Source organism: Allobosea sp. P4_H5, assembly GCF_056400825.1.
Genome location: NZ_JBFUKM010000010.1, coordinates 12,885 through 39,614, shown reverse-complemented (window position 1 = coordinate 39,614; position 26,730 = coordinate 12,885). Strand labels below are relative to the sequence as shown.

Annotated in this window: 22 protein-coding genes; 13 read left to right on the top strand and 9 right to left on the bottom strand. The window is 67.3% G+C overall.

What is annotated here, in order from left to right; all coding sequences use genetic code 11:
- Positions 1-44: 44 nt before the first annotated feature.
- The 3 genes from AC1DS0_RS20345 (at position 45) to AC1DS0_RS20335 (ending at position 2,862) form a co-directional block, all read left to right on the top strand.
- On the top strand, positions 45-1,004 hold the full coding sequence (locus tag AC1DS0_RS20345; protein ID WP_152011803.1) for an ABC transporter permease: 960 nt from the start codon (positions 45-47) through the stop codon (positions 1,002-1,004).
- Positions 970-1,911, top strand: coding sequence for an ABC transporter permease (locus AC1DS0_RS20340; protein ID WP_476816104.1), 942 nt, complete (start codon positions 970-972; stop codon positions 1,909-1,911). The genes AC1DS0_RS20345 and AC1DS0_RS20340 overlap by 35 nt, the downstream gene beginning before the upstream one ends.
- Before the next feature lie 234 nt (positions 1,912-2,145).
- On the top strand, positions 2,146-2,862 hold the full coding sequence (locus AC1DS0_RS20335; RefSeq protein WP_476816103.1) for a response regulator: 717 nt from the start codon (positions 2,146-2,148) through the stop codon (positions 2,860-2,862).
- A 28-nt stretch (positions 2,863-2,890) separates the two neighbouring features.
- Here AC1DS0_RS20335 and rpiB read toward each other — a convergent pair whose 3' ends face one another.
- The 3 genes from rpiB to AC1DS0_RS20320 form a co-directional block, all read right to left on the bottom strand.
- Entirely contained in the window at positions 2,891-3,340 is a 450-nt protein-coding gene (gene rpiB, locus AC1DS0_RS20330) for a ribose 5-phosphate isomerase B (protein WP_476816102.1), read from the bottom strand.
- A gap of 131 nt (positions 3,341-3,471) precedes the next feature.
- Positions 3,472-6,150 carry an ATP-binding protein gene (locus AC1DS0_RS20325; RefSeq protein WP_476816101.1) on the bottom strand — a complete coding sequence of 893 codons (2,679 nt, stop codon included), beginning with the start codon at positions 6,148-6,150 and terminating at the stop codon, positions 3,472-3,474.
- Positions 6,147-7,277, bottom strand: coding sequence for an ABC transporter substrate-binding protein (locus AC1DS0_RS20320; RefSeq protein ID WP_476816100.1), 1,131 nt, complete (start codon positions 7,275-7,277; stop codon positions 6,147-6,149). The genes AC1DS0_RS20325 and AC1DS0_RS20320 overlap by 4 nt, the downstream gene beginning before the upstream one ends.
- Before the next feature lie 120 nt (positions 7,278-7,397).
- Between AC1DS0_RS20320 and hemC the strand changes: the two genes are divergently transcribed.
- The gene (gene hemC, locus AC1DS0_RS20315) at positions 7,398-8,342 is read left to right on the top strand and encodes a hydroxymethylbilane synthase (protein WP_476816099.1); all 945 of its coding nucleotides are present in this window, start codon (positions 7,398-7,400) and stop codon (positions 8,340-8,342) included.
- A gap of 111 nt (positions 8,343-8,453) precedes the next feature.
- Here the strand turns inward: hemC and AC1DS0_RS20310 are convergent, their stop codons facing one another.
- Complete coding sequence (locus AC1DS0_RS20310) at positions 8,454-9,758, bottom strand: aspartate aminotransferase family protein (RefSeq protein ID WP_476816098.1); 1,305 nt, start codon at positions 9,756-9,758, stop codon at positions 8,454-8,456.
- A gap of 156 nt (positions 9,759-9,914) precedes the next feature.
- Between AC1DS0_RS20310 and AC1DS0_RS20305 the strand changes: the two genes are divergently transcribed.
- Positions 9,915-10,727 (top strand): GntR family transcriptional regulator, encoded by an 813-nt coding sequence (locus AC1DS0_RS20305; RefSeq protein WP_476816097.1) that lies wholly within the window; start codon positions 9,915-9,917, stop codon positions 10,725-10,727.
- 24 nt (positions 10,728-10,751) lie between these two features.
- On the opposite strand, the gene AC1DS0_RS20300 is transcribed toward AC1DS0_RS20305, so the two are convergent.
- Complete coding sequence (locus AC1DS0_RS20300; protein ID WP_476816096.1) at positions 10,752-12,302, bottom strand: aldehyde dehydrogenase; 1,551 nt, start codon at positions 12,300-12,302, stop codon at positions 10,752-10,754.
- A 176-nt stretch (positions 12,303-12,478) separates the two neighbouring features.
- Between AC1DS0_RS20300 and AC1DS0_RS20295 the strand changes: the two genes are divergently transcribed.
- From AC1DS0_RS20295 to AC1DS0_RS20260, 8 genes are all read left to right on the top strand, one after another.
- Positions 12,479-13,516: an ABC transporter substrate-binding protein gene (locus tag AC1DS0_RS20295; RefSeq protein ID WP_476816095.1), complete on the top strand. Its 1,038-nt coding sequence runs from the start codon at positions 12,479-12,481 to the stop codon at positions 13,514-13,516.
- 27 nt (positions 13,517-13,543) lie between these two features.
- Complete coding sequence (locus tag AC1DS0_RS20290; protein ID WP_476816094.1) at positions 13,544-14,722, top strand: ABC transporter permease; 1,179 nt, start codon at positions 13,544-13,546, stop codon at positions 14,720-14,722.
- Positions 14,723-14,725: 3 nt separating this feature from the next.
- Entirely contained in the window at positions 14,726-15,571 is an 846-nt protein-coding gene (locus AC1DS0_RS20285) for an ABC transporter permease (RefSeq protein ID WP_476816093.1), read from the top strand.
- 8 nt (positions 15,572-15,579) lie between these two features.
- On the top strand, positions 15,580-16,668 hold the full coding sequence (locus tag AC1DS0_RS20280; protein WP_476816092.1) for an ABC transporter ATP-binding protein: 1,089 nt from the start codon (positions 15,580-15,582) through the stop codon (positions 16,666-16,668).
- Positions 16,669-16,762: 94 nt separating this feature from the next.
- The gene (locus AC1DS0_RS20275) at positions 16,763-17,941 is read left to right on the top strand and encodes an FAD-dependent monooxygenase (protein WP_476816091.1); all 1,179 of its coding nucleotides are present in this window, start codon (positions 16,763-16,765) and stop codon (positions 17,939-17,941) included.
- A gap of 8 nt (positions 17,942-17,949) precedes the next feature.
- Entirely contained in the window at positions 17,950-18,681 is a 732-nt protein-coding gene (locus AC1DS0_RS20270; protein ID WP_476816090.1) for a maleate cis-trans isomerase family protein, read from the top strand.
- A 131-nt stretch (positions 18,682-18,812) separates the two neighbouring features.
- A complete protein-coding gene (locus AC1DS0_RS20265; protein WP_476816089.1) occupies positions 18,813-19,853 on the top strand; it encodes an extracellular solute-binding protein in 1,041 nt (346 codons plus the stop codon).
- Between the two features lie 23 nt (positions 19,854-19,876).
- The gene (locus AC1DS0_RS20260) at positions 19,877-21,271 is read left to right on the top strand and encodes an amidase (protein WP_476816088.1); all 1,395 of its coding nucleotides are present in this window, start codon (positions 19,877-19,879) and stop codon (positions 21,269-21,271) included.
- Positions 21,272-21,307: 36 nt separating this feature from the next.
- Here AC1DS0_RS20260 and AC1DS0_RS20255 read toward each other — a convergent pair whose 3' ends face one another.
- The 4 genes from AC1DS0_RS20255 to acnA all read right to left on the bottom strand — a co-directional run bounded on the left by AC1DS0_RS20255 (position 21,308) and on the right by acnA (position 26,723).
- A complete protein-coding gene (locus AC1DS0_RS20255; RefSeq protein ID WP_476816087.1) occupies positions 21,308-21,718 on the bottom strand; it encodes a RidA family protein in 411 nt (136 codons plus the stop codon).
- Between the two features lie 179 nt (positions 21,719-21,897).
- Positions 21,898-22,629 (bottom strand): isochorismatase family protein, encoded by a 732-nt coding sequence (locus AC1DS0_RS20250; protein ID WP_476816086.1) that lies wholly within the window; start codon positions 22,627-22,629, stop codon positions 21,898-21,900.
- 18 nt (positions 22,630-22,647) lie between these two features.
- Positions 22,648-24,009, bottom strand: coding sequence for a dihydroorotase (locus AC1DS0_RS20245; RefSeq protein ID WP_476816085.1), 1,362 nt, complete (start codon positions 24,007-24,009; stop codon positions 22,648-22,650).
- Complete coding sequence (gene acnA / locus AC1DS0_RS20240; protein ID WP_476816084.1) at positions 24,006-26,723, bottom strand: aconitate hydratase AcnA; 2,718 nt, start codon at positions 26,721-26,723, stop codon at positions 24,006-24,008. Before acnA ends, AC1DS0_RS20245 begins: the two co-directional genes overlap by 4 nt.
- Positions 26,724-26,730 lie beyond the last annotated feature (7 nt).

The following is a 26,730-nucleotide window of genomic DNA, read 5'->3' as shown; positions in this document are numbered from 1 at the left end:
CGCGCAGTTCGCTTTAGCGACACCCCGCTTCACGGGAATCCTTGATGGCGACTTATCTTCTGCGGCGATTGCTGATCGCCATACCGAGCCTGCTCGGCATCAGCCTGATCCTGTTCACGGTCCTGGCGCTGGCGCCGGGCGATCCGTTCTCGGAGATGGCGACCAACCCCAACGTCCCGCCCGAGGTACGCGAAGCCCTGCGCGCCAGCTTCGGCCTCAACGACCCGATCATGGTGCGCTACCTGCGCTGGCTCTCCGCCATGGCACAGGGCGACTGGGGCTTCTCTTTCGCCAGCCGCATCAATGTCGACACCCTGATCATGCAGCGCGTGCCGACCACGCTCTTCGTCGTCGGCACCTCGCAGATCCTGGCGCTGTGCATCGCGCTGCCGGTCGGCATCTACGCGGCGACGCGGCCCTATTCGGTCTTCGACCAGATCGCCAATACGCTCGCCTTCGTCGGCTTCTCGCTGCCGACCTTCTTCACCGGCCTGCTGCTGATCCTGCTGTTCTCGATCAAGCTCGACTGGTTCCCCTTCGTCTACCGCTCCGACATCGCCGCGAGCGGCTGGCGCTGGTATTGGGAGATGTTCCGTCAGGCGATCATGCCGATCACGGTGCTCGGCCTATTCCAGGCGGCGTCGTATACGCGCTATGTCCGCTCGGCCGTGCTCGACGTGATCCGGCTCGACTACGTCACGACGGCACGCGCCAAGGGTCTCAGCGAGAAGCGGGTCACGCTCCGGCACATCACCCGCAACGCGCTGATCCCGGTGGTGACGCTCGTCGCCCTACAGATGCCGGCGGTGTTCGGCGGCGCCATCGTCACCGAGCAGATCTTCCGGATCCCCGGCATCGGCTCGCTTCTGATCGACGCGATCCTCGCCAACGACACCCCCGTGATCATGGCCGTGACCTTCGTCTTCGCCTGCCTGGTCGTCCTCTTCAACCTCATCGCGGATCTGCTCTATGGCTGGCTCGACCCTCGCATCTCCTTCGGCTGATCCGGCCGTGGGCAACGCCGGGGCGGCCGTATCGGTCTCGCCCGGACGTGAAACCTGGCGGCGCTTCCGCCGCCACAAGCTCGCCATGGCGAGCGCGCTCATCCTCGCCTTGCTGATCCTCGGCGTAGTCGTCGGCCCCTGGTTCTGGCCCGTTCCGATCAACGACATCGACTTCTCGGCGCAGCTCCAGGGCCCGTCGCTGGCGCATCCCTTCGGCACCGACGATCTCGGCCAGGATATCCTGGCGCGGATGATGTATGGCGGGCGCATCTCTCTCGCCGTCGGCCTCGCTGCCATGGTGGTCGCGACCACCGTCGGCGTCCTAATCGGCGCCACGGCCGGCATGTCGCGCAAGATCGCCGACCCCGTGCTGATGTGGGTGACGGACCTATTCCTGTCGCTGCCGCAGCTGCCGCTGCTGCTACTCGTGATCTATCTGTTCCGCGAGCAGCTCAAGGCATTGTTCGGCGTCGAGGGCGGCGTCTTCATCCTGATCGTCGTCGTCATCGGCGGCCTGCGCTGGATGCCGGTCGCCCGGTTGGTCCGCGCGCAGTTCCTCTCGCTGCGCGAAAAGGAGTTCGTCGAAGCCGCCAAGGCCCAGGGCGCCACCAAATTCCGCCAGATGACGCGGCACATCCTGCCCAACGCGGTCGGCCCGGTCATCGTCGCCTCGACGATCGAGGTCTCCTCGGCGATCATCGCGGAATCGACGCTCTCCTTCCTCGGCCTCGGCTTCCCGCCTGATATCCCGACCTGGGGGCGCCTGCTCTTCGACGCCAAGGACCATCTCGACACCGCCCCGCACTGGGCGCTTTTCCCGGGCGCGGCGATCTTCCTGACCGTGCTGTCGATCAACTTCATCGGCGACGGCCTGCGCGACGCGCTGGACCCGCGCCGGGTGATCTGAGCGCATGATGCATTGGCGCCATCAGGCCGGCAGCCCGACTTGGTGGCGCCGACGCATCTCCTTCCGCCAATCGCCGGCATAACCAGCGATGGATAGTCGCCCGCCCTTTGACCGCGCGGTGAACAGCCGTCAACATCCGCAGGCTCGACCGCTTGCGGCGTATCCGTCCCTGTAGAATCGTCCGCTCGGCCGAATCGCGCAAGAACCGGAGCGCCGACAGGGGAAGCAGAGCTGATGGATGCGACCTTCCGCGACCGGCTCGTCATCGTCGAGGACGACCCCGTCACCCGCACGGTCATCGCCGGCTATTTCACCGATCAGGGCTTCCAGGTCGAGGAAGCCGAGACCATCGCCCAGGCCAGGCAGGCGGTGCGACGCTTCAGGCCGGACCTGATCTTCATCGATGTCGTCCTGCCCGACGGCGACGGCCTGGAGCTCGCCCGGGAACTTCAATCGGCCTCCGATGCCGGCATCATCTTCGTGACGCGGCGCGACGCCGATGTCGATCGCATCGTCGGGCTCGAGCTCGCCGGCGATCACTATGTCAGCAAGCCGGTCGATCTGCGCGACTTGCTTGCCAGGGCTCGTTCGCTGCTACGCCGCCGCCGGACCGAGCGCGACACGGCGCGCCGCAACACCGTGGCGATCTTCGGACCGTTCACGATCGACCTGCTGCGCCGCGAGCTCGCGATGAACAACGGCGAGCCCATGCGCCTGACCCGCGGCGAGTTCGACCTCTTGGCCGCGCTCATCGAGAGCAATGGCCATCCTCTCAGCCGCGACTATCTGATCGAGGTCATCAGCAACCGCTTCACCGATGTCGACGCACGCAGCGTCGATGCTCTGGTCGCACGCCTGCGCAAGAAGTTGGGGGACACCGACAAGTCGGGGATCATCGCGACCGTCAGCGGCAAGGGCTACAAGATCGGCGTCCCCGTCGAGCGCATCTAGCTTACTTCGAACGAAGCCGGTGACGGCGCTAGCTTTCCAGCGCCCCGATCATCTCCACCCGCGTCGCATGCCGGCCCCCCTCGAACCCGGTGTTCAGGAACGCATCGACGATGTCGAGCGCCAGCCCTTCACCGACGACGCGCGCGCCGATCGACAGCATGTTGGCGTCGTTGTGCTGACGGATCATGCGGGCTGAGAACGTGTCGGAGCAGACGCCGCAACGGATGCCCTTCACCTTGTTCGCCGCCATCATGATGCCCTGCCCGGTGCCGCACAGGATGATGCCGAGCCGACAGTCGCCGGAGGCGACGAGCCGTGCCGCCGCTTCGCCATGCTTGGGATAATGCGTGCCCTCCGGCGTCGTCGGCCCGACGTCGACCACGACCCAGCCCTGCGCCGCGACATGAGCGGCGATGGCCTGGCGGAGCGGAATGGCGGCATGGTCGCTGGAGAGGACGACGCGGTTGCTGGCTGTCATGACGTTGTCGTCCATTTTTCCGAGGCCATCCGGCGGCCCGGGCGGGTTGGAACAGGCGCGTCTTGTCCCGTCAATGTGTCAGAGCTTCGCGGTCCGGCCTGATCGAAGGACACTCCGGAGGCTGCCCGGTCTCAAACCGCACCGGCCGCCGCCGGTGCCTCCTCCTCCAGCCCGGCCAAAGCATCCAGGGCGTCGCTGCGGGCCAGCCCGAGCGCCTCGACCGCAGCGATGAGCGCTTCCCGGTCGGCTTTCGCCGCATCGCGTTCGAGCGCGCTCGCGAGGGCAAGGACCTGCCCGAGTCCGACCGCCCCGGCCGAGCTCCCCAATTGATGCGCCAGCCGCCGCAGCTCGCTCCGGTCTGACACCGGCAGGGCGGCCTGCATCTGTGTCAGGATCGCCCCGGACACGGTCGCGAACAGCACCACGAGTTGCCGCGTGCGCTCATGGCCGATCAGGCGGCGCTGCGTCCCGAAGAAGCCCGCATCGACAGGCTGCTCGGCCGAAAGCGCCACGACCTGGCTCCGGCCACCGCGGCTGCTACCGCGCCCGATTACCTGCAGCAGGGCGGCGGAGGTGATCGGCTTCGACAGGATCGTGGTCAATCCCGCTGCACGCATGCGCCGCATCGTCTCCGGCGAGACATCGGCCGTCAGCGCGACGATGCGCGGCTGCGCGATGCCGGTGATTTCACGGATCGCCAGGGTGGTCTCGATGCCGTCGATCCCGGTCATGTGCATGTCGAGCAGCACGAGATCGAAGGACCGCCGACGCAGCGTCTTCAGCGCGGCCTCGCCGGAAGCCGCGGCCTGCACCTTGTGGCCGGCCTTGCCCACCATGAGCCGCGCGACCTCCCGCGTCACAGGGTCGTCGTCGACCACGAGAATCGTCTGCAACTGCCCCGTCGCCAACTCGCCTGGCCGGGCGGCAGCCTTGGCCGCCGTCACCGGCAGCCTGACCGAGAAGGTGCTGCCCTGTCCTCTGGCGCTGACGACGGAGATCGAGCCGCCCATCAGCTCGGCCAGCTTGCTGCAGATCGCCAGGCCGAGCCCGACGCCACCATTGCGCCGCCCGGTTTCCGGATCGACCTGCACGAAATCCTGGAAGATCTGCCGTTGCATGGCCGGATCGATCCCGATGCCGGTATCGCGAACGGTCAAAGTCAGTTCGAGGCCTTTCCCCGCCGAGGCGCGCTGGAATTCGGCCCCGAGCTCCACCTTTCCCGCTTCAGTGAAGCTGATCGCATTGCGCAGCAGGTTGACCAGGATCCGGTGGATCTTGCCGGCATCGCCGTGCAGGCGCAGCCCTTCGGGCGGCGAACGCAGCGTCAGGACAAGGCCCTTCTGCTCGGCCAACGGCCGCATCAGCGCCACCGCAGCGCCAAGGAGGGGCCCGAGGTCGAAGTCCCGCCGATCGAGCCCTTCGGTCCCGGCCTCCAGCCGCGACAGGTCGAGCGTCGCATTGGCGAGGTCGACCAGCGCCTCGCCCGAGGTCGCGGCCATGGCGACGAGGCGGCGGTCGCGCTGGCTCATGCGGCGGCGGTCGATCAGCTCGAGGACGCCGAGCACGCCGGCGAGCGGCGTGCGGATATCGTGACCGACCACCGCCAGGAACCGGGATTTGGCCCGCGTCGCCTCCTCCGCCGTCTTCTGCCCGGCGGAGGCGAGCTGCAGCGCCTGCTCGAGCGCCGCGGTGCGCTCGGCAACCTTGTCCTCCAGCACGGCCCGGCTTTCCGCCAGGCGCCCGGCCATCACGTTGAACTGCTCGCCCAGCTCCTGCAGCTCGTCGCCCGTGCGGATCGCGATCCGCGCGTCGAGCTCGCCGCGACCGATCCGCGCCGCCCCCTCGCCAAGCACCTTGATCGGCGCCACCAGCCTCCGGCTGAGCATGATGCCGGCCAGCACCGCGACCAGCAGGGCCACGAGCAGCACCGCGAGTGAACGCAGGATCGATGCATGGATCGGCGCGAAGGCTTCGCTCTCCGGCAGGTCGATCACCACGTTCCAGTCGAGGTCCGGAACCGGAGCCATCACCGACAGGACGCGCCGGCCTTCGATATCCGTCACCGAAAGCCCGGCTCTGGCCGCTCCGGCTGCCTCATGCGCGTTCACAAGCGCGGCGAGATTGGTATTGCGCAGCACGAAGCGCAGGTCGGGATGAGCGATCAGGCGCCCGGAGCGGGTGACGATATAGGCGCGGCCGGCCTCGCCGACCTTGAGGCGGGAGACCAGCTCCCGGATGAAAACGAGATTGACGGTCGCCCGCGCGACCCAGTGGGGAGGCGACGCCGCCCGCTTGAGCAGCACCATATGCGGTTCCGAGCCACGCCGGAATTCGACCTCGCTGTAGAAACTGCCCTGTGCCAGGGCCGCCTGGAAGCCAGGATCAGCCGACCAGTCGGTGCCGCCATCCGCCCGATCGCGCGCGTAGCGCGACAGGAGGAGCTGCTCGCGCCCCGCCGGGTCGATCTGCCGCAATTCGAGGACGGCGGGAACCTGCCGCATCAAGCGCAGGCCGTCGAGCCGGCGCTCCTCCGGCGAATTGCTGCTGGCGCCGCTTTGAGAGGCCCAGTCGAGATGCCCCATGATGTCGGCGACGAAAGCGCCGATCCTCTGGGCCGCCGCCCTGGCCTGCTCCTGCTGGACGCGGACCAGCAGGGCCCTCTGGTCGGAGAAGGCGAAGAAGGCCGCGATCGCCGCGTTGAGCCCGAGCGCAAGACAGATGGCGAGGCCGACGAAGAGCGCATATTTGCGGGAGAGTTCGCCGCGCCGGCGCGGCGCGCCCTCCTGCCCTGCCGAGCGATCCTGCGTCACGACAGGATCCGTTGCGCACGGATCCGCAGCGAGGCCGGCAGGCTCAGCCCCAGGGCCGCAGCGGCCTTCTCGTTGATGACCAATTCGAAGCTGCGCGAGAATTGCACCGGCAGTTCGGCGACGTCGGCCCCGCGCAGGATGAGGTCGATATAGGAGGTCAGCATCTCGGCCGTCTCCTCCCGCGCCCCGGCATAGGACATCAACCCGCCCTGCAAGGTGAAGGTGTCGAACGGGTAGACGGCGGGCAGGGCCAGGCGCGCCGCAGTGGCAGTGCAGAGCGCCGCGTTTCGGTAGGTGAAGCTGTCCGGCAGGAAGACCAGGCCGCCTCCCGCCCCCTTGCCTGCGAATCCCGTGATCCCGCTGTCGATCGCGGAAGGTTCGGTCACGTGGATCGTCTCGAAGGCCGGCCCGCCGCCAGTCGCCGCCGCCTGCAGGCGCGCGAGATAAGTCGCGCCGGCCGCCGGCGTCGAGTGAGGATTGAAGACCACGCCGATGCGCCGCGTCGCCGGCGCGATCTCGGTCAGGAGCTCGACCCACTTCTCCGACATGGCGGGGTCGTTGTTGCTGAAGCCCGTGGCGTTTCCGTCGGGGCGTTCGAGCGAGCGCACGAAGCCGCTCCCGACGGGATCGGAGGCCGTCCCGAACAGCACCGGGATCCGCCGGGTCTTCGCCAGCACGGCAGCGGTCTCGGCGCTGGAACCGACGACGATGATGTCCGGGTTCTCGGCGACCACCTCGGCGGCGCCTAGGGCAAGGTCCGCCTCGCTGGTTCCCCAGACTCTCCAGCTGACCCGCAGATTCTTGCCCTCGACCCAGCCCCGCTCCGCCAGCAGCCGATAGATCTCGGCCACGCGCGCCCTCACGATGGGATGGTCGAGCGGCAACCCGATCAACATCGCAATCCGTTTGGCCGGCTCTGCCGCGCGAGCCGACCGCCCCGATATCGCAAGGCCGCATGATGCCAGGGCAACCAGGAGGGAGCGGCGATGCATGCGGCGAACCAGATGAAGGAAGGAGCCGGCCGCTCCCTGGTGGATAATTTGCATGCTCCGCCCGTTCGCGTCGAGAGGAGATGGCAGCGGAGGAATGGGAGCGGCCTTTCCCGACATTTTCAGCGCGTGCGGCATCGGAAAAAGCCCCTTGCGAGCACTCCCGAGCCGGCGAATCTGCCGCACTTTCACTCCGGGATCGCAGCTGCTAGACGGGGGCCGATCGCGCGTGCACGGCGCAAACAGGTTACACGAATTATGCTTCTTCGCGTTGGCACCCGCCGCAGCCCCCTTGCCATGACGCAAACCAACTTTGTAATTGGTTCAATTCAGGCATTGCATCCGCACATCGAATTCGAGATCTGCCCGATTTCGACGGTCGCCGATCGCGACAGGGTCTCCGAGTTCCACCAGTTCGGCATGATCGGCGTCTTCACGACCGAGCATGAGGAGCAACTGCTCCGCAAGGACGTCGATTTCGTCGTCCACTCCCTTAAGGATCTGCCGACCCTCCTTCGCGACGGACTCGTCCTGGCGTCAGTGCCCAAGCGCGAGGATCCGCGCGATGTCCTGTGTGGCTCGGCGCTCGAAGACCTGCCGGAAGGTGCGCGGGTCGGAACCGGCTCGCTGCGCCGCCGCGCGCAGATCCTGAGCCTGCGGCCCGACGTCACCGTCGTCCCGATCCGCGGCAATATCGGCCCGCGGCTCGCCAAGATCGAGGGCGACGATGCGCTCGACGCCGTCATCCTGGCTCATGCCGGGCTGGAGCGGCTTGGTCTCGGGAGCAAGTCGTCGGCATTCCTCGACCCCGTCGCGTTTCCCTATGCCGTCGGCCAGGGCGCGTTGGGCATCGAGGCGCGCGGCGAAGATACCGAGCTGGTCGAGATCCTGCGCTCGATCGAGTGCCGCAAGACCAGGGCCGAGGTCGATGCCGAGCGCGAGATGATGCATGCGCTCGGAGCCGGCTGCAGCCTGCCCGTCGGCGCCGTCTGCAACTGGCAGGACGAGCGGCTGAGCCTGCAGGCCCAGATCACCTCGCTCGACGGCCATGAGCGGGTCGTCGCGACGCAGGACGAGCCGGGAGAGCAGGCGAAGGAGCTGGGTCTCGCCGTCGCCGAGACATTGAAGATTCGCGGCGGCGAGAAGATCCTGCAGTCGAGCTACCGGGAATACTGCAGCCACTTCAAGATGCTGCAATCCTGAGGCTGAGCATCGGACCGGGAACTGGGTTCCGCTTTTCGGTCCAGTGCTGTGACAAATGGCTGGATCGCCACGTTCCGTCCGAGAGACGCGTGGCGAACTGGCTGCGTCGCCTCACGCGGCCGACGATTGCGCCATCGTCTCCATCGCGGCCGCGATCGCCGCCTCGGTCGCCTCGATATCGGCCAGGCTGTGGGCAGATGACAGGTAGCAGAGACCGCGCGGCAGGGTCATCACCCCCTGTCTGAGCAAGGCGCCGGTGAAGACCAGCGTCTTGTCCTTGTCGACCTTCGCCGTATCGCGCAGCGTCTCGACCGGCCCGTTGGCGGCGAAGATCTGCAACGCCGCCCCGACCTGGCGCGCCCGGACCGGAACGCCGCGACGCGTGGCCTGATCGTTCAGGAACCCGCATAGCCGCGCCGCGAATCCGTCCATGCGCGGATAGATCTCCCCGCGCTCCGCCTGCAGCACCTTGAGACAAGCGATCGCAGCCGCCACCGAAAGCGGGTTGCCGTTGAAGGTGCCGCGATGCATCAGCCGGCCGCTCGACAGGATCTCCATCGCCGCACGGCTGCCCGAGACCGCGCTGATCGGCAGGCCGGCGCCGAGCGCCTTGCCGAGCACGCTGATATCGGGCGTCACGCCATAGCGTTCCTGCGCGCCGCCGAGAGCGAGGCGGAAACCGGTGATCACCTCGTCGAAGATCAGCAGCGCGCCGCAGCGCTGCGTTGCCTTCCGCAGCCGCTCCAGGAAGCCGGCTGGCGGCTCGAAGCAGCCGCCATTGATCGCGGCCGGCTCGACGATGACCGCGGCGAAGCTGGAATCGAGCACCGCCTCGACCTGCTCGGCATCGCCCCAATCCAGCAGCGTCACGCTCTGGGCCGCCTGCGGATCCTGGCCGAGCGCCGAGGCGCCGTCCTGCCCGATCGCATTGCCGACATGGATGCCGTCGGCCCAGCCATGATAATTGGCCCGGAACTTGATGATCTTGACGCGCCCGGTCGCAGCGCGCGCGACGCGCAAGGCGAGCTGGATCGCCTCGGTGCCGGTGCTGACGAAGCTCGTCTGCTCGGCCGAAGGCACGCAGGCCGCGATCAGCTCGGCCAGCTCCGCTTCGCCCCGGTGCACGCTCGCGGTCCGCAGGCCGCGACCGAGCTCGCCTTGGACGGCAGCGATCACCGAAGGCGGCGTGTGGCCGAGGATCAACGGGCCGTAGCCGAGGGCGTAATCGATGAAGCGATTGCCATCGACGTCGACGACATGGGCGCCCTCGCCGCGCTCGACCGTGATCGCCACCGGATTCTGCGTCGCGCGCGGGGTCGAGGAGACACCATAGGCGAGATGGGACAGTGCGTTCTTGCGATGCGCATAGGAGCCGGCAAAGCGCTGGCGGTCTGCGGCGTCGAGGCTGTCACTCATCACTGTCTCACATAGGCGTCGGTGGCATCAAAACAGCAAAATAGGTATCAATGATATAAACATAATACAACATACTTCCGCGAGCAGCGGGCCTGATTGGTATTCCAGACCATACATGCTAGCGATTCCCCCACGACGAATCCGGGAAGGCAATCCATGGCGAGACCGCAGACGGGTACGGCGGCTGAGCGGCCTTCGTCGGAACGGGATGTCATCCCGCTCTATCACCGCGTCTACGTCATGCTGCTCCAAAAGATCATGGACGGCTCCTATCCGCAGGGCTCCCCGATCCCGAGCGAGGACGACCTCGCCGAGACCTTCAGCGTATCGCGGGTCACCATCCGCAAGGCGATGGAGAGGCTGGAGCGCGAGGGGCGTGTCCTGCGCCAGCGCGGTCGCGGCACCTTTCCGCTGACGCCGGCCAACGAGGCGGGCGAGCCCGCAAGCCAGCTGCTCAACAACCAGATTTCCCTCGCCCGCAAGACGAAGATCGCCTTGCTGGCCTATGATTTCGTCCGGCCCTCGCCCTTGCTCGCCCAGACCTTCGAGATCGCCGATGGCACGGAGCTCTTGCGGATCGAGCGCGTCCGGGGCGACGAGCGCTCACCGATCTCGCACACCCTCTGCTATCTCCCTGCGGACCTCGCCCCGCTGGTGCCGCGCACCGCGATCTCGTCGCTGCCGGTCTCCGCCACGCTCGCCGCAGCGGGCGTCAAGCTCGCCCGCTTCGAGGAGAAGATCACGGCGGTGCTCGCCGATTCCGACATTGCGCCGCATCTCGACGTCGCGATTGGCACGCCGCTGGTGGCGATGACCCGCCATGTCCGCGACGAGGACGGTCGCCTGATCGAATTGCTGCAGGCGCTCTACCGGCCCGACCGCTACGAATACCGCGTGCAGTACTCGATCGACGGCCAGAACCTCGGCACGCCCTGGAAGGCGATGATCACCGACAGCGGCGCGTCCTGAGAGCGCCGCTGTCGGGCTGGCGCTTCAGCGCCGGATGAACGGGTTCGGGATATCCGTCGCCGTCGAGATCCAGACGCTCTTGGTCTCCATGTACTCCCTGATGCCGGCGATGCCGCCCTCGCGGCCGACACCGCTCATCTTGAAGCCGCCGAAGGGCGAGGTCGTGCTGGTCGAGCGGTAGTTGTTGACCCAGACCGTTCCGGCGCGGACCCGGTTCGCCATGGTCAGCGCCCGGCGCATCGACTGCGTCCAGATGCCGGCAGCCAGGCCGAACTGCGTGTCGTTGGCGATGCGGACCGCTTCGTCCTCGTCCTTGAAGCGGATCACCGACAGGACCGGGCCGAACACCTCTTCTTGGGCGATGCGCATGCTGTTCTTCACGTCGACGAAGATGGTCGGCTTGAAGAAGAGCCCCTTCGGATAGCCCGGCACCGAGGCCGGCTCGCCGCCGGCGACGAGGCGCGCGCCCTCGGACTTGGCGATCTCGACATAGGACTTGATCTTCTCGAGCTGCGGCTTGGTCGAGATCGGCGCGACCTGCGTCGCCGGATCGGAGGGGTGGCCGAACCTGACATCGGCGATGAAAGCCTTGAGCTGCTCGACGAAGGCGTCGTGGATCGTGTCCTGCACCAAGAGGCGCGAGCCGGCGACACAGGTCTGACCTGAGGCCGCGAAGATGCCGGCGACCGCGCCCTTCACCGCCTGGTCGAGTTCGGCATCGTCGAAGACGATGTTCGGCGACTTGCCGCCGAGCTCCAGCGTCACCCGCTTCATGTGCCGGGCGGCCTTCTCGTTGATCATCCGCCCGGCTTCTGGCCCGCCGGTGAAGGCGATGCGCTCGACCAGCGGGTGGCTGATCAGCGCGTCGCCGACCTCGGCGCCGAAGCCGGTGATGACGTTGACGACACCCTTGGGGAAACCGGCCGCCTCGACCAGCTTGACGAATTCGAGCAGCGAGGCCGAGGTGAACTCCGATGGCTTCAGCACGACGGTGCAGCCGGCCGCCAGCGCCGGCGCCAGCTTCAGGCTGGTCAGGGGCAGCGGCGAGTTCCAGGGCATGATGCAGGCGACGACGCCGATCGGTTCCGGCTTGGTGTAGTTGAACACGCCGGGCTTGTCGGTCGGGATCACCGTACCTTCGATCTTATCGGCCAGCCCCCCGTAATAGTAGTAGTAGTTCGCCATGTAGCGCATCTGCATCGTGAGCTCGGCGAAGAGCTTGCCGTTGTCGCGCATCTCGACCCGCGCCAGCCAGTCGGCGTTCTCGGTGATGAGGTCGCCGAGCTTGCGCATCAGCGCGCCGCGGCCCGAAGCCGACAGAGCCGGCCACGCCCCTTCCGAGAAGGCGCGATGCGCCGCCGTGACCGCCTGCTCGACGTCGGCGGCATCGCCGCGCGCCACCCAGGCCCAGTCCTCGCCCGTCACCGGATCCGAAGTCTCCAGCCAGGCATTGCTCGCCGGATCGACGAAGGCGCCGTCGATATAGTGCTGATAGCGATAGCGCTGGTCCGAATCCTGCTGGGTCGGGCGGATCGCGGGCGAGATCGGATCGAGCGAGAGCGTGGCTGCGGTCATCGGAGGTCCCTGGAGAGCACGGCGTCGGGTAGCCGTTGACAGATATGTATCATCATCATATCAAAAATACCAATACGCTTGTCACGTGGGTGGCAGGCGGCTTGACGTGGCAGCCGGGCTGCCGTCGATGGCCGTCGAAACCCGGGCTTGATATCCATAAGAACGAGGGGATGAGCATGAAGACGACGAGATTTGCCTGCGCGGGGCTGTTCGCGCTCGGACTGGCCGCGGCAGCGGCTCCCGCTTTGGCGCGCGACCTGATGGTGGTCGGCTTCGGCGGCGGCTTCCAGGACAATGCCCGCAAGCACCTGTTCCAGGGCTATGCCGCCGAGAAGGGCATCAAGGTTGCCGACGACGTCTACAATGGCGAGATGGCCAAGATCTATTCGATGGTGAAGTCGAACGACGTCACCTACGACGTGATCATGGTCGAGGCGCCCGAGCTCGCCCGCGGCTGCGAGGATGGCGTCTTCGAGAAGCTCGACTGGAGCGTCATCGACCAGAAGAAGTTCATCCCCGGCGGCACCACCGCCTGCGGCGCCGGCGCCGTCGGCTGGGGCGTCAGCCTGTTCTACGACCAGGCCCGTAACCCCACCGGCCCGGCGAACTATGCCGAGCTCTGGGACGTTCAGAAGTTCCCCGGCAAGCGCTCGCTGCGCTCCGGCGCCAAGATGACGCTGGAGATCGCCCTGCTCGCCGACGGCGTGCCGGCCGCCGATGTCTACAAGGTGCTGGCCACGCCGGACGGGCAGAAGCGCGCCTTCGCCAAGCTCGACCAGATCAAGCCGCATGTCGTCTGGTGGAAGTCGGGCACGCAGCCGCTGCAGCTCGTCGGCTCGGGCGAGGCCGCCTATGCCGTCGGCTATGTCGGGCGCACGATCCGCGCCAATGAAGGCGGCGCCAAGTACCCGGTGCAGTGGAACACGCTGCTGTTCTCGTTCGACTACTGGACGGTGGTGCGCAACTCGCCGAACAAGGCCGAGGGCATGAAGCTGATCAGCTACATGACCGACGAGAAGCCGCTGACCAACCTGGCGCAGGACTGGGCGGTGTCGCCGGCCAACACCGCCGTCGCCAACAATCCCGAGGTCATCAAGAAGAACCCCGGCATGGTCGCCAACCACGCCAAGGAAGGTCTCTTCATCAACACCGAGTTCTGGGTCGAGCACGGTGAGGATCTCGAGGCCCGCTTCAACGCCTGGCTGGCCAAGTAAGCCGTCGAGCGGGCACGGGGGCTCAGCATGTCACGACGGAACCTGCTGGCGGCAGCGCTGATCGCGCCCCTCCTGCTCCTGGTCACGCTGAGCTTCCTCGTCCCGCTCGGGGCGACGCTCTATCGGGCGGTCGACGATTCCGAATTCTCGACCGCCCTGCCCCGCACCGCGACAATCCTGCGCGCCTGGGACGGCAAAGACCTGCCGCCCGACGAGGCCTTCGCCACCTTCGTCGAGGAGTTGCGTAACGCGCAGCAGAACCAGGAGGCCGGGGCCGTCCTCAGCCGCCTGAACTTCGAGGAGACCGGCCTGCGCAGCCTCTTGCTGCAAGCTGCCCGTGCCTCGGCTCGCCTCGCTCCGCCGGTGAAAGACAGCCTGATCGCGCTCAATCCGCGCTGGGGCGAGCCCGAGCTCTGGCGTTTGTTCAAGCGCTCCACGGGACCCTGGACCTCGCTCTATCTGCTGCGCTCGCTCGATATGCGCCCGACCGACAAGGGCATCGTCCATGCCTGCGCCGAGGACGCGGTCTTCCTGCCGCTGTTCTGGCGCACCTTCGAGATCAGCCTCATCGTCACGGTGATCTGCGCGCTGCTGGCCTATCCCGTCGCCTATACCCTCTCGATCCTGCCGCAGGGCTGGGCCAATGCCGGGATGATGCTGGTGCTGATCCCGTTCTGGACCTCGATCCTGGTGCGGACCACCGCCTGGTTCATCATCCTGCAGCGCGAGGGGCCGATCAACGCGCTGCTGCTCGCCTTCGACATCGTCAACCAGCCGCTGACGATGATCTTCACCCGATTCGCCGTCTATCTCGCCATGGTCCATGTGCTGCTGCCCTTCGCCATCCTGCCGCTCTACGGCGTGATGAAGGGGATCAAGCCGGACTATATGCGCGCCGCCGCCTCGCTCGGCGCGCCGGGCTGGCGCCGCTTCCTGCGCATCTACCTGCCGCTGACCATGCCCGGCGTCGCCGCGGGATCGCTGATGGTGTTCATGCTCTCGGTCGGCTTCTACATCACGCCCGCTCTGGTCGGCGGCTCCGGCGACCAGATGGTCAGCTACTTCATCGCCTTCTTCACCAACACCTCGGTAAACTGGGGCATGGCCGCCGCGCTGGCGACGCTGCTGATGGCGATGACCGCGCTGCTCGTCATCGTCGCGCGGCTCATCGTGCCCGGCTTCCGCTCCGGCAATGTGAAGGTCTGAGCGATGGCAGGCACCACTCCATCCTCTCCCGCGCGCAAGCTCTCGGCCGGACGCCTCGCACTGGCGCTCGCCACAGCCCTGATCCTGCTCTTCCTGGTGGCGCCGATCGTCGTCGTCTTCCCGCTCTCGCTGTCTTCCGGCGAACTGCTGGTGCTGCCGACGCCGGGCTACTCGCTGCGCTGGTACGAGGACTTCTTCAGCTCCAGCCGCTGGCTCAGCGCCACCTGGAACAGCTTCGTCGTCGGCATCGCCACCATGATCCTGGCGACGCTGCTCGGCACGCTCGCCGCCTTCGGCATCTTCCTCGGCCGTTTCCGCGGCAAGGCGCTGCTGCTCGCCATCCTGTCGCTGCCGATGGTGACGCCGGTGATCGTGACCGCGATCGCCATGTATTTCTCATTGTCGCTCGTCGGCCTCGGTTCGACCCTAACCGGCCTGATCCTCGCCCATACCGTGCTGTCGGTGCCCTTCGTGCTGCTGACGGTGCTGGCCTCGCTGCAGACCTTCGACCAGAACCTGCTGCGCGCCGCCGCCAGCCTCGGCGCCAACCCGGCGATCGCCTTCCGCCGCGTCGTGCTGCCGCTGATCGCGCCCGGCGTGGCGACAGGCGCGCTCTTCGCCTTCGCCACCTCCTTCGACGAACTGATCGTGGCACTGTTCATCGCCAGCCCCGGCCAGTTCACCTTGCCGCGCCAGATGTATGCCGGCCTGCGCGAATTCCTGAGCCCGACCATCGCCGCCGCCGCCGTGCTGCTGATCCTCTTCTCGGTGCTGCTGCTGGCCCTGAACGAATTCATCCGGAAGCGCGCGCAGGCTCGCGGGGCCTCCCCCTCCGGCCCGACCGCATGAGTGCCAGCATGAGCGATCCCATCATCGTCTTCGACAAGGTCACCAAGAGCTATGACGGCACGACGCAGGTCGTGAAGTCGCTCGACTTCGCGGTCGAGCGCGGCGAGTTCGTCACCCTGCTCGGCCCCTCCGGCTCGGGCAAGACCACGACGCTGATGATGCTGGCCGGCTTCGAGGATCCCTCCGGCGGCACCATCACCTTCGACGGCCGCCCGCTGAACAATGTCCCGGCCCATCGGCGCGGCATCGGCGTGGTCTTCCAGAACTATGCGCTGTTCCCGCATATGAGCGTTGCCGCCAACCTCGCCTTCCCGATGGAGATGCAGAGCGTCGGCCGGGCCGAGCGCGAGGAGCGCGTCCGCGGCGCGCTCGACATGGTCAAGCTCGGCCATCTCGCCGACCGGCGCCCGACGCAGCTCTCCGGCGGCCAGCAGCAGCGCGTCGCTCTCGCCCGCGCTTTGGTCTTCCGGCCCAAGCTCGTGCTGATGGACGAGCCGCTCGGCGCGCTCGACAAGCAATTGCGCGAGCACATGCAGCTCGAGATCAAACACATCCACGAGCAGCTCGGCGTCACCGTGGTCTATGTCACCCACGACCAGGGCGAGGCGCTGACCATGTCGAACCGCGTCGCCGTCTTCCATCACGGCCGCATCCAGCAGCTGGCGCCGCCGAACGAGATCTACGAGAAGCCGGCCAACGCCTTCGTCGCCTCCTTCATTGGTGAAAACAATCGGCTCGACGGCACCATTGCAGAGCGCGACGGCGCCCAGTGCCGCTTGCGCCTCTCCGATGGCAGCGAGGTCCGCGCCATGGCCGGCACCGACCTGCCGGTCGGCGCACAAGCCGTGCTGGCGCTGCGGCCTGAAAAGGTCCTGATCGGCCCGGCCGCCACCGGCGAGAACCGCTTCGACGCTGTGATCGAGGAGCTCATCTATTACGGCGACCACACCCGCCTGCGCCTGCGCCTCGGCGGCTCCGACAGCTTCACCGCCCGCCTGACCTTCCGCGACGGCCTGCCCGCTCTGCAGCGCGGCGAGCGCATCCCGGTCGGCTGGGCAACGGCGAACTGCCTCGCGCTCGGCCCCGAAGAGACCTGACGGTCGTCTCAGGTCGCTCTTGCCAAAACATATTAAGTAGCATACTTAATACAAATAAATGCACGGCCGCATGACGCCGCTGCGGAGGATGCCCATGACCGCCAGCCTGACAACGCAAGTGATCGTAGCCGGCGCCGGGCCGGTCGGGCTCGTCGCGGCCCTGATCCTTGCCAGAGCGGGCGTCGATGTCGTCGTGCTCGAAAAGCGCGCCGCCCTCACCGCCGCCTCCAAGGCCTCGACCTTCCACCCGGCGACGCTGGAGATCCTCGACGATCTCGGCGTGCTCAAGCCGATGCTGGCCGAGGGCGAGATCGTCAAGCGCATCCAGTACCGCACGCCGGAAGGTCCCTTCGCCGAGTTCGTCCTGGCCGATCTTTCCGAGCGCACCCCTTTCCCCTTCCGGCTGCATCTCGAGCAGGCCCGTCTGACGCCGCTGCTGCTGGCGCAGATCGAGGCACTCCCCAATGCCCGCGTGCTGTTCGGCGCCGGCTTCGAGGCGCTGTCTCAGGATGAGAACAGCGTCACCGTCACCGCCGACCGCGACGGTGAGAAGCTGACCATCGCCGCCGACTACCTGCTCGGCACCGACGGCGCCCGCAGCACCGTGCGCGAGGCGCTCGGCATCGCCTTCGACGGCATGGTCTATCCGCACAAGGTCCTGCGCGTGATGACCTCGGACGACCTCGACACCGTGCTGCCGGGGATTGCGCCGATCACTTATCTGCACAACGGTCCGAAATCCCTGAGCTTCCTCAAGATGCCGGATTGCTGGCGCATCATCATCCGCGTGCCGGGCGATGTGCCCGACGAGACCGCGCTGCAGGACGGCTGGTTCGCCGACCGCATCCGCGAGGTCATGCCGAGCTGGATCACGCCGCCGACCGTGCTCGGCCGCGACGTCTATGGCGCCAGCCGCCGCGTTGCCTCGCACTATCATGTCGGCCGCGCCTTCCTCGCCGGCGACGGCGCCCATGTCACCAACACCCGCGGCGGCATGAACATGAACTGCGGCATCCACGATGCGAAGGCGCTTGCCGAGGCGATGATCCGCGCTTTGCGCGAGCACCGGCCGGAGCTCGTCGTCGCGGCCGCGACCGAACGCAAGCGCATTGCCGAGGAGATGCTGATCCCGCGCACCGACCGCAACGTCGCCGGCGGCGAGGACTGGCTGCAGAAGGTGCGCGATCTCGCCGCCTCGCGCAGCAGCGCCATCGACTATCTCGCCGCTGCCGCGATGCTCGACATGCTCGAGCGCCCTGCCCGCGCTGCCTGAGGGACATCATGGATCTTTCTCAACTCGCCACGCAGCCGGCGCTCGGTGTGCTCGTCCCGCCGGCCAACCCGACCGTCGAGCCGGAGATGAACCGGCTGGTCTCCTCGGGCGCCCGGCTCTACGCCACGCGACTGCCGGTGATGCCGGACACGACGCTGGAGCAGCGCAACCGCGCCTATATCGCCTCCTACCAACCGGCCCTGAAGACCTTCGGTAGCCTGAAGCTCGACGCCGCGACAGTCGCGCTGACCGGGCCGAGCTACCGGCTTGGCGCCAGCGCCGACGATGCATTGGCGGCATGTCTCTCCAATGCGTCGGGCTTTCCCGTCGAGACGGCGAGCGGCGCGATCCGCCATGCGCTGAAGGCGATCGACGCGAAACGCATCTGCCTGTTCTCGCCCTATCCGGCCTGGCTCACCGAGGAGGCCGCCGGCTACTGGACCGGCGCCGGCTTCACCGTCGCGCAGGTGGTCAAGGTCTCCGAGACCTTCCGCGCCTATGAGCTGACGACGGAAGAGGTCGAGGAAGCCCTGCGCCAGGTCGAGACCGCCGGCATCGACGCCATCGTCATGAGCGGCACCGGCATGATCACCCTGCCGGCCATGCTGGCGCGCCCCGAAGGCTCGGCCCCGCCGCTGCTCTCGTCCAATCTCTGCTGCGCCTGGTGGATGATGAAGCAGGCCGGTGTGAAGCCCGGCGAGCTGTTCACGCGAGCCTGCCCGCAGCTCGCAACCGCTTGAATCGGCGACACGGCCGGGCTTGGTATGACTTGGGGCAACCCGGCCGTACGCTCTTGCGCCGCCGCGTATATAGTATCTAAGATAGGATATTATAACCTTAAACGGCCAGCGGCCACGCGCGGGAGAGCTCCATGGTCTCGATCTCGGCAACCCTACGCAGGACCGGACTCGCCCTTCTCTTCGCCTGCACCGCAGGAGCGGCGCAGGCGCGAGATCTGACCATTGCCGGCTTCGGCGGCGGCTTCCAGGACAATGCCCGCAAGCATCTCTTCGAAGGCTTTGCCAAGGCCAGGGGCATCCCGGTCAAGGACGACGTCTACAATGGCGAGATGGCCAAGCTCTATGCGATGGTCCGCAACAAGGACGTCACCTATGACGTCGCCATGGTCAACGCGCCCGAACTGCTGCGCGGCTGCGACGACGGCATCTTCGAGAAGCTCGACTGGAGCATCATCGACAAGGCGAAATTCATCCCTGGCGGCACCGTCGCCTGCGGCGCCGGCGCGGTCGGTTGGGGAGCGGCGCTGTTCTACGACCAGACACGCTACCCGAACGGCCCGAAGAGCTATGCCGAGTTCTTCGACGTGCAGAAATTCCCCGGCAAGCGCTCGCTGCGCTCGACCGCCAAGATGACGCTGGAGATCGCCCTGCTCGCCGACGGCGTGACGAAGGATCAGGTCTACAAGGTGCTGGCGACGCCGGAAGGGCAGAAGCGCGCCTTCGCCAAGCTCGACCAGATCAAGCCCCATCTCGTCTGGTGGAAGGCCGGCACGCAGCCGCTGCAATTCGTCGGTTCCGGCGAGGTCGCCTATGCGCTGGGCTTCATCAACCGCACGGCCGCAGCCAATGTCCCGACGGAGAAATACCCGATCCTCTGGGACACCATGCTCTATTCCTATGATTTCTGGGCGGTGGTGCGCGGCACGCCGCACCGGGACGAGGCGATGCGGATAGTCCAGTTCATCACCGATGCCACCCCGCTCACCAACCTCTCCCGGGACTGGCCGATCTCACCTTCGAACGTCTCGGTCGCGCGCGATCCCGAGGTGATCAAGCGCAATCCCGGCATGATCTCGAACCATCTCGACCAAGGGCTCTTCGTCGACACCGAGTTCTGGGTCGTCCATGACGAGGACCTCGAGGCCAGGTTCAATGCCTGGATGGCGCGCTAGCGCTCCGCAGCGGAGCACCCGCCATGACCGACCTCTCTCTGGGCCTGCTCCAGGCCGCCGACTGCCTCGATGCCTATCGCAGTGGAGCGCTCTCGCCCGTCGAGGTTACCCGCTCCTGCCTCGCACGGATCGAGCGCTTCAACCCCGCCCTGAACGCCTTCCTCATCGTCGATCATGACGGCGCCCTCGCCCAGGCCAGGGCGTCGGAGGAGCGCTGGCGTGCCGGCAATCCGCGCGGATTGCTCGACGGGGTTCCGGTCACGGTCAAGGATCTGTGCCTGACGACCGGCCTCCCGGCCCGCAACGGCTCGCTGACGACGCCCGGCAGACCGGGCGCTGAGGATGCGCCCTGCGTCGCGCGCCTCGCCGAGCAGGGCGCCGTGCTGCTCGGCAAGACGACCATGTGCGAGTTCGGCTGGAAGGGCATCACCGACAGCCCGCTCGGCGGCATCAGTCGCAATCCCTGGAATCCGGAGCGGACCTGCGGCGGCAGCTCAGGCGGCGCGGCCATCGCCGCTGCGACCGGCATGGGCGCGCTCCATATCGGCTCGGACGGCGCCGGCTCGATCCGCATCCCTGCCGCCTTCTGCGGCGTCTACGGCTTCAAGGCGACCTTCGGCCGCGTTCCGACCTATCCGAACGGCCGTGTCGGCGTCGGCCATTACGGCCCTTTGACCCGCAGCGTCGCGGATGCGGCACTGACGCTGACCGTGGTGACCGGTCCCGACCCGCGCGACGGCACCGCCCTGCCCTATGACGGAACCGACTACCGCCTGGAGCTGGATGCCGGCGTGAAGGGCTGGCGCATCGCCTATTGCCCCACCTTGTGCGGGGCGATGCCCGATCCCGCGGTCGAGGTCATGGCTCGCCGGGCCGTCGCCATCTTCACCGAGCTCGGCGCAGAGGTCGAGGAGATCGCCTCGCCCTTGCCCGACCACCGTCAAGGCTTCGAGCAGCTCTGGCAGGCCAGCATGGCGCAGATCCTGCGCAAGATCCCGGCCGAGCGGCATCACCTGCTCGATCCCGGTTTCGTCGCGACGGCCCGCGCCGGGCTGGAGCTCTCCGCCAGCGCCTATCTCGATGCCGTGGCGGCGCGCCAGGCCATGACCGCCACGATGAACGCCTTCCATCAGCGCTATGACCTGCTGGTGACACCGCAGATGCCGCTGACCGCCTTCGAGGCCGGCGCGGATGTGCCGGCGGGGCGCGGCATGTCGTCATGGCTCGACTGGAGCCCCTACAGCTACCCCTTCAACTGGACGCAGCAACCGGCCGCGAGCATCCCCTGCGGTCTTGCGCCAGACGGCCTGCCGGTCGCGCTGCAACTCGTCGGTGCCCGTTATGCCGAAGCGAAGGTGCTGAGGGCGAGCCGGGCTTTCGAGACTGCCCGCCCCTTTGCCCGACCGTCGCTCTGGTGAACGGCCGGGGCAATTCGTACGGACCATGCCGATCCTTCAGCGGGAGCCACTGCCGCCAGGCCGATGGGCGACGCATTTGATCTCGACCAGCAGGCCGGGATGGGCAAGCTCGGAGACGCCGATCCGCGTCCAGGCATAGCCCTCGCGTGGGACGAGGCGGTTCTTGACCTCGCGGAACACGTCCATATGGCGCGCCATCCCGACATGATAGGTGGTGACGTCGACCATGTCGGCGAAGCCACAGCCGGCCGCCTCCAGTACGATCCGGACATTCTCCCAGGCGGCAGCGAACTGTTCGGCCGGATCGTCGATCACCTGGAGATCGGCGGTGCGGCCGACCTGGCCGACGACATAGACGATCTCGCCGACGCGCACGGCCGGCGCATAGCCGGCCCGCTCGACGATGGCACGCATCGATTCCGGGACGATGATCTCGCGATCGGCCATGGCTGCGGGTCCTCTTCCAGCGATCGACTTACATTTTTGGTCATCCCGGGCGACCGAAGGGAGATCCGGGGCGATCTAAAATTCCGTCATTGCGAGCGAAGCGAAGCAATCCAGCTCGTAGAGCACTTCCGCCCTTGGATTGCTTCGTCGCTATCGCTCCTCGCAATGACGGCCGCGCTTCAGCCCGAAACGCCGGTCGGCAGGTCGTCGCGGACGGAAAGGCCGCCGAGATAGTCCTTCACCTCGGCAGACGGGATCACGTCGGCATATTTGCAGTTGAGGTCGAACAGGTTGATCGCGTGGCTCGCCTGGAAGCGGTCGAACGCGGTCTCCTCCGGGATAACCACCTTGAAATTATAGGAGTAGGCGTCGACCGCGGTCGCCCGCAGGCAGCCCGAGGTGGTGCAGCCGGTCAGGATCAGCGTGTCGACGTCGAAGAAATTGAGATGGCTCATGAAGATGGTGCCGAAGAAGCAGGACGGCTTGCGCTTGCCGATGCGGATGTCCTGCGGGCGCGGCGCCAGCGGCGCGACTGTCTGGGTCGCATGCGTGCCTTCGGTCGAGGTCTTCTCGGCACCACGATGGTTCTTGCCGACCTGCACGCCGGAATCGATCATGTCCGGCCGGCGGGCGCTCTCGGTGTAGAAGACCGGGATGTTCTTTTCGCGCGCCATCTCCAGCAGCGGCACGATGTGCTCGACCGCCGCCCAGGCCTCGGGCCCGCAATGCGTGCGGTACTGCTTGAGGCCCTCCAGGATGTCCTCGGGCTTGTCGCCGCAGAAATTGTACTGGACGTCGATGATGAACAGGGCCGGACGCTTGCCGAAGCCGCCGCGCTTGCCATAGCCGGCCTGCGCATAGACCTGCTTGTCGCGCTCGGTCAGGAAATCGTCCCAGATTCGCTTGGTCATCGTCTTCAGCTTTCAGTCTCAGGAGCGGTGCAAGTAGCGGCCGGCCGGCGTCGCGCGGGCAGCGGCATCGACGGCGCCATCGCTGGCGATGACGCGGCCGCGCAGGATGGTGCGCACGGGCGCGCCCTTGAAGCGCATGCCCTCATAGGGCGAGTAGTCGGAGTGCGATTCCTGCGTCGCCGGATCGATCAGGACTTCCCTGTCCGGGTCGACGACGACGAGGTCGGCATCCATGCCGACGGCGATGCCGCCCTTGTTTGGAATCGAGTAGAGCTTGGCGACATTGGCGCTGGTGGCGGCAGCGATCTGCTCGATCGGCAGACCGCGCTTGTGCACGCCCTCATGGATCAGGACCGGCAGCAGCGTGCCGATGCCGGGAAAGCCGGCGCTGGCTTTCCAGATGTCCGGTCCCTTGGTCTCGCGCTTGCGCGGCACATGGTCCGAGCCGATGGTCGAGATCGTGCCGTCGCGCACGCCCTCCCACAGCGCCTCGACATCGATCTCAGACCGCAGCGGCGGATTGACCTTTCCAAGGAAGCCGATCGGCGACTGGCTGGTCAGCGCAAGATAATGGCTGCAGGTCTCGACATGGATCGGCGCGCGGCCGGGCCGCTTCGCCCGGCGCACGATCTCCAGGCTCTCGGCACTCGACATGTGCACGATATTGACCGGGCACTGGGCCTTCTCGCCGAAATAGATCACGCGGAAGACGTTCTCGGCCTCGAGGAAGCCTGGGCTCTGCTCGTCCCAAACCGGCAGGTCGTTGCGGCCGGCTTCCTTCAGCGGCTCGCGGAAGACCGGGATGACCTCGACATTTTCGCAATGCACGCCGACGACGCCGCCCTTGATCCGCGCGCCCTGCAGCAGCGCCCGGTAAAGCAGGCCGTCATCGATCTCGGTGAAACCCTTGGCCGCGCCCGAGGCACCCTTGTACATCAGGTAGACCTTGATCGAGGTCACGCCGAAGCGCTCGGCGCAGTCCGGCAGCGTCTCGATATGCAGCTTGCTGGTGACGCCGAAATGGAAGCCGAAATCGATCAGCGACTGGCTCTCGCCGCGCTCCTTCCACGGCCCGGTCGACTGGCGCAGGTCGTTGGAGCGATGAAAGGTCATCATCCCGGTGACGCCGCCAATGGCGGCCGAGCGCGATTCAGTCTCGAAATCGGTCTCGTTCGAGCCGAAGCCGATATGGGTATGCGGGTCGATCAGCCCCGGCATCACCCATTTGCCGCGGCAGTCGATCACCTCTTTGGCATTCGCCTGCTCGCCCGGCGCCAGCAGCGCCGCGATGCGCCCATCCTTGACCGCGACCGAGCCCGTGCGGACCCCGACGCCCGGGAAGACGATCTCGCCTCCCGCCAGCAAGAGATCGAAACTCATGGATGCTCCGTGACCAGGACCGGCGCGACGCGCCGGGTGAAGAAGGCGAGGACCTCGGCCATGATGCCGCCGGCCCGCAGGCAGGCGCGCTCGCTCATGGTCGAGACATCGGCCGTGACCGTGAAATGGATCGGCCCGGAAGCGCCGCTGGCGGTGACCGTGGCCGAGGCGGTGCCGTCGATCGCGGCGACAAGCCCGTCGATATCGAAGCTCTCGCTGCCGTCGAGGCCGAGCTGGCGCCAACCCTGCCCTTCCGCGAAGCGCAGCGGCACTACGCCCATGCCGATCAGGTTGGAGCGGTGGATGCGCTCATAGCTCTCGGCGATGACGGCGCGCACGCCAAGCAGGGCCGAGCCCTTGGCCGCCCAGTCGCGGCTGGAGCCCATGCCGTAATCCTTAGCCCCGAGCACGATCAGCGGCACGCCGCGCTCTGCATAGGCTGTGGCCGCCTCATGCACTGAGACCACCTCGCCTTCCGGCTGAAGCTGCGTCCAGCCACCCTCGCGGCCGGGCACCATCTGGTTCTTGATGCGCAGGTTGGCGAAGGTGGCGCGCGCCATCACCTCGTGATTGCAGCGCCGGCCGACATAGGTGTTGAACGCTTTCGGCTCGATGCCGAGCCCGATCAGATAGCGCCCAGCCGGACTGTCGACCGGTATCTCGCCGCTCGGCGAGATGTGATCGGTGGTCAGCGAATCCCCGTAGGCGCCGAGCACGCGCGCACCATGCAGAGCCTCCGGCACACCTTCACGCGCCCGCTCGCGGGCGAGCTCCAGGAAGGGCGGCTCGACCAGATAGCTCGATTGCGGGTTCCAGCCGAAGCGCAACCCGCTCGGCGCCGCGAGCTCGTCCCAGAGCAGGCTCGACGGCATGTCGCCATAGACCTCGCGGAACAGGCGTGCATCGCCGGCACGGGCGGCAAGCGTGGCGATCTCGGCCTCGTCCGGCCAAAGATCGGCGAGCCGGATCGGCTTCTCCGCATCCGCTCCGTTGAGCGGCTCGCTTTCAAGATCGATGTCGATGCGTCCGGCGAGCGCGAAGGCGACGACCAGCGGCGGCGACATGATGTAGTTGGCCCGCACCTGTCGGTGGATGCGGCCCTCGAAATTGCGGTTGCCCGAGAGCGCGGCGGCGGCGACCAGCCCGCCAGCATCGATCGCCTGCGCCATCACCGGCAGCAGCGGGCCGGACTTGCCGCCGCAGGTGGTGCAGCCATAGCCGACCACGCCGAAGCCGAGCCGCTCCAGCGGCGCCAGCAGGCCGAGTTCGTCGAGATAGCGCGTCACCACGCGCGAGCCCGGCGCCAGCGAGGTCTTGACCCAGTCCGGGACCGCGAGCCCGGCAGCCACCGCATTGCGCGCCAGCAACCCGGCCGCGATCATCACTGCCGGATTGGAGGTGTTGGTGCAGGCGGTAATCGCCGCGATCGCCAGCGCGCCGTGCCGGAGCTCGGCTGAACCTGCTGGCGTCGAGACCGGAACGGCCGTGGCGGGATCGGCGGCGAAACCACCCTCGGCCAGCGGTTGCGGCAGCCGGCTCGTGAAATCCGTCGCGACGGCGGATAGATCGAGCCGGTCCTGCGGGCGGCGCGGCCCGGCGACGCTGCGGCCGACCCTGGCAAGGTCGATCTCGACGACGCGGGAATAGTCCGGGTCGGGCAGGCCGGGATCGCGGAACATGGCATTGGCCCGTGCATAGGCCTCGACGAAGGCGGCCTGCGCCGGCGAGCGCGTGCGGGCGAGATAGGCGATGGTCTGCGCGTCGATCGGAAAGAAGCCGGCGGTCGCGCCGTATTCGGGCGCCATATTGGCGAGCGTCGCCCTGGATGGCACCGACAGCGTCGCGGCGCCCGGCCCGAAATATTCGATCACCGTCGCGACGACGCGCTCGCGCCGCAGCCGCTCGGTGACGGTGAGAACGAGGTCGGTCGTGGTCGCGCCGGCGGGCAGCGCCCCGACGAGCCTGACGCCGACGAATTCCGGCACCGGGAAGACATAGGGCTGGCCGAGCATCGCCGCCTGCGCTTCAATGCCGCCGACACCCCAGCCGAGCACGCCGATGCCGTTGATCATCGGCGTGTGGGAATCGCCGCCGATGACGAAGTCCGGACAGGCGATCTCGCCGAGCGATGTCGCGACCCGCGTGACGACGGGGGCGATGTGCTCCAGATTGACCTGATGGATGATGCCGGTGCCGGGCGGATAGACACGGACGGAGCGGAAGGCCTGCTGCGCCCATTTCAGGAAGCTGTAGCGCTCGCCATTGCGCTCGAACTCGCGCGCCATGTTGCGCGCCATCGCGTCGGGCGTGGCCGAGACATCGACCTGCAGGGAGTGGTCGACGATGACGTCGACGGGAATGCGCGGCTCGACGCTGGCCGGATCGCAGCCGGCCTCGGCAACGGCGTCTCGCAGAGAAGCCAGATCAAGCAACACCGGCAGGCCGCTGGAATCCGGCAGGATGACGCGACCGACAGTAAGCGGCACACCGACGCCCTGGCTCTCGCGCCAATGCAGCATCGCCGCGGCGGCATCCGCACCGATATTGGGATCGCAGAGACGGCCGCGCTCAAGATTTTCGACGAAAACCCGGCAGGCATAGGGCAGCGTGGCGAGGGTGACACTGGAACGCTCAGCCGCTCGGGCGACCGAGACATAAGTTCCCGTCGCAGCATCGCTCGCCAAGGGATTATCGGACGTCATGACGTCGGCCATTTCGCCG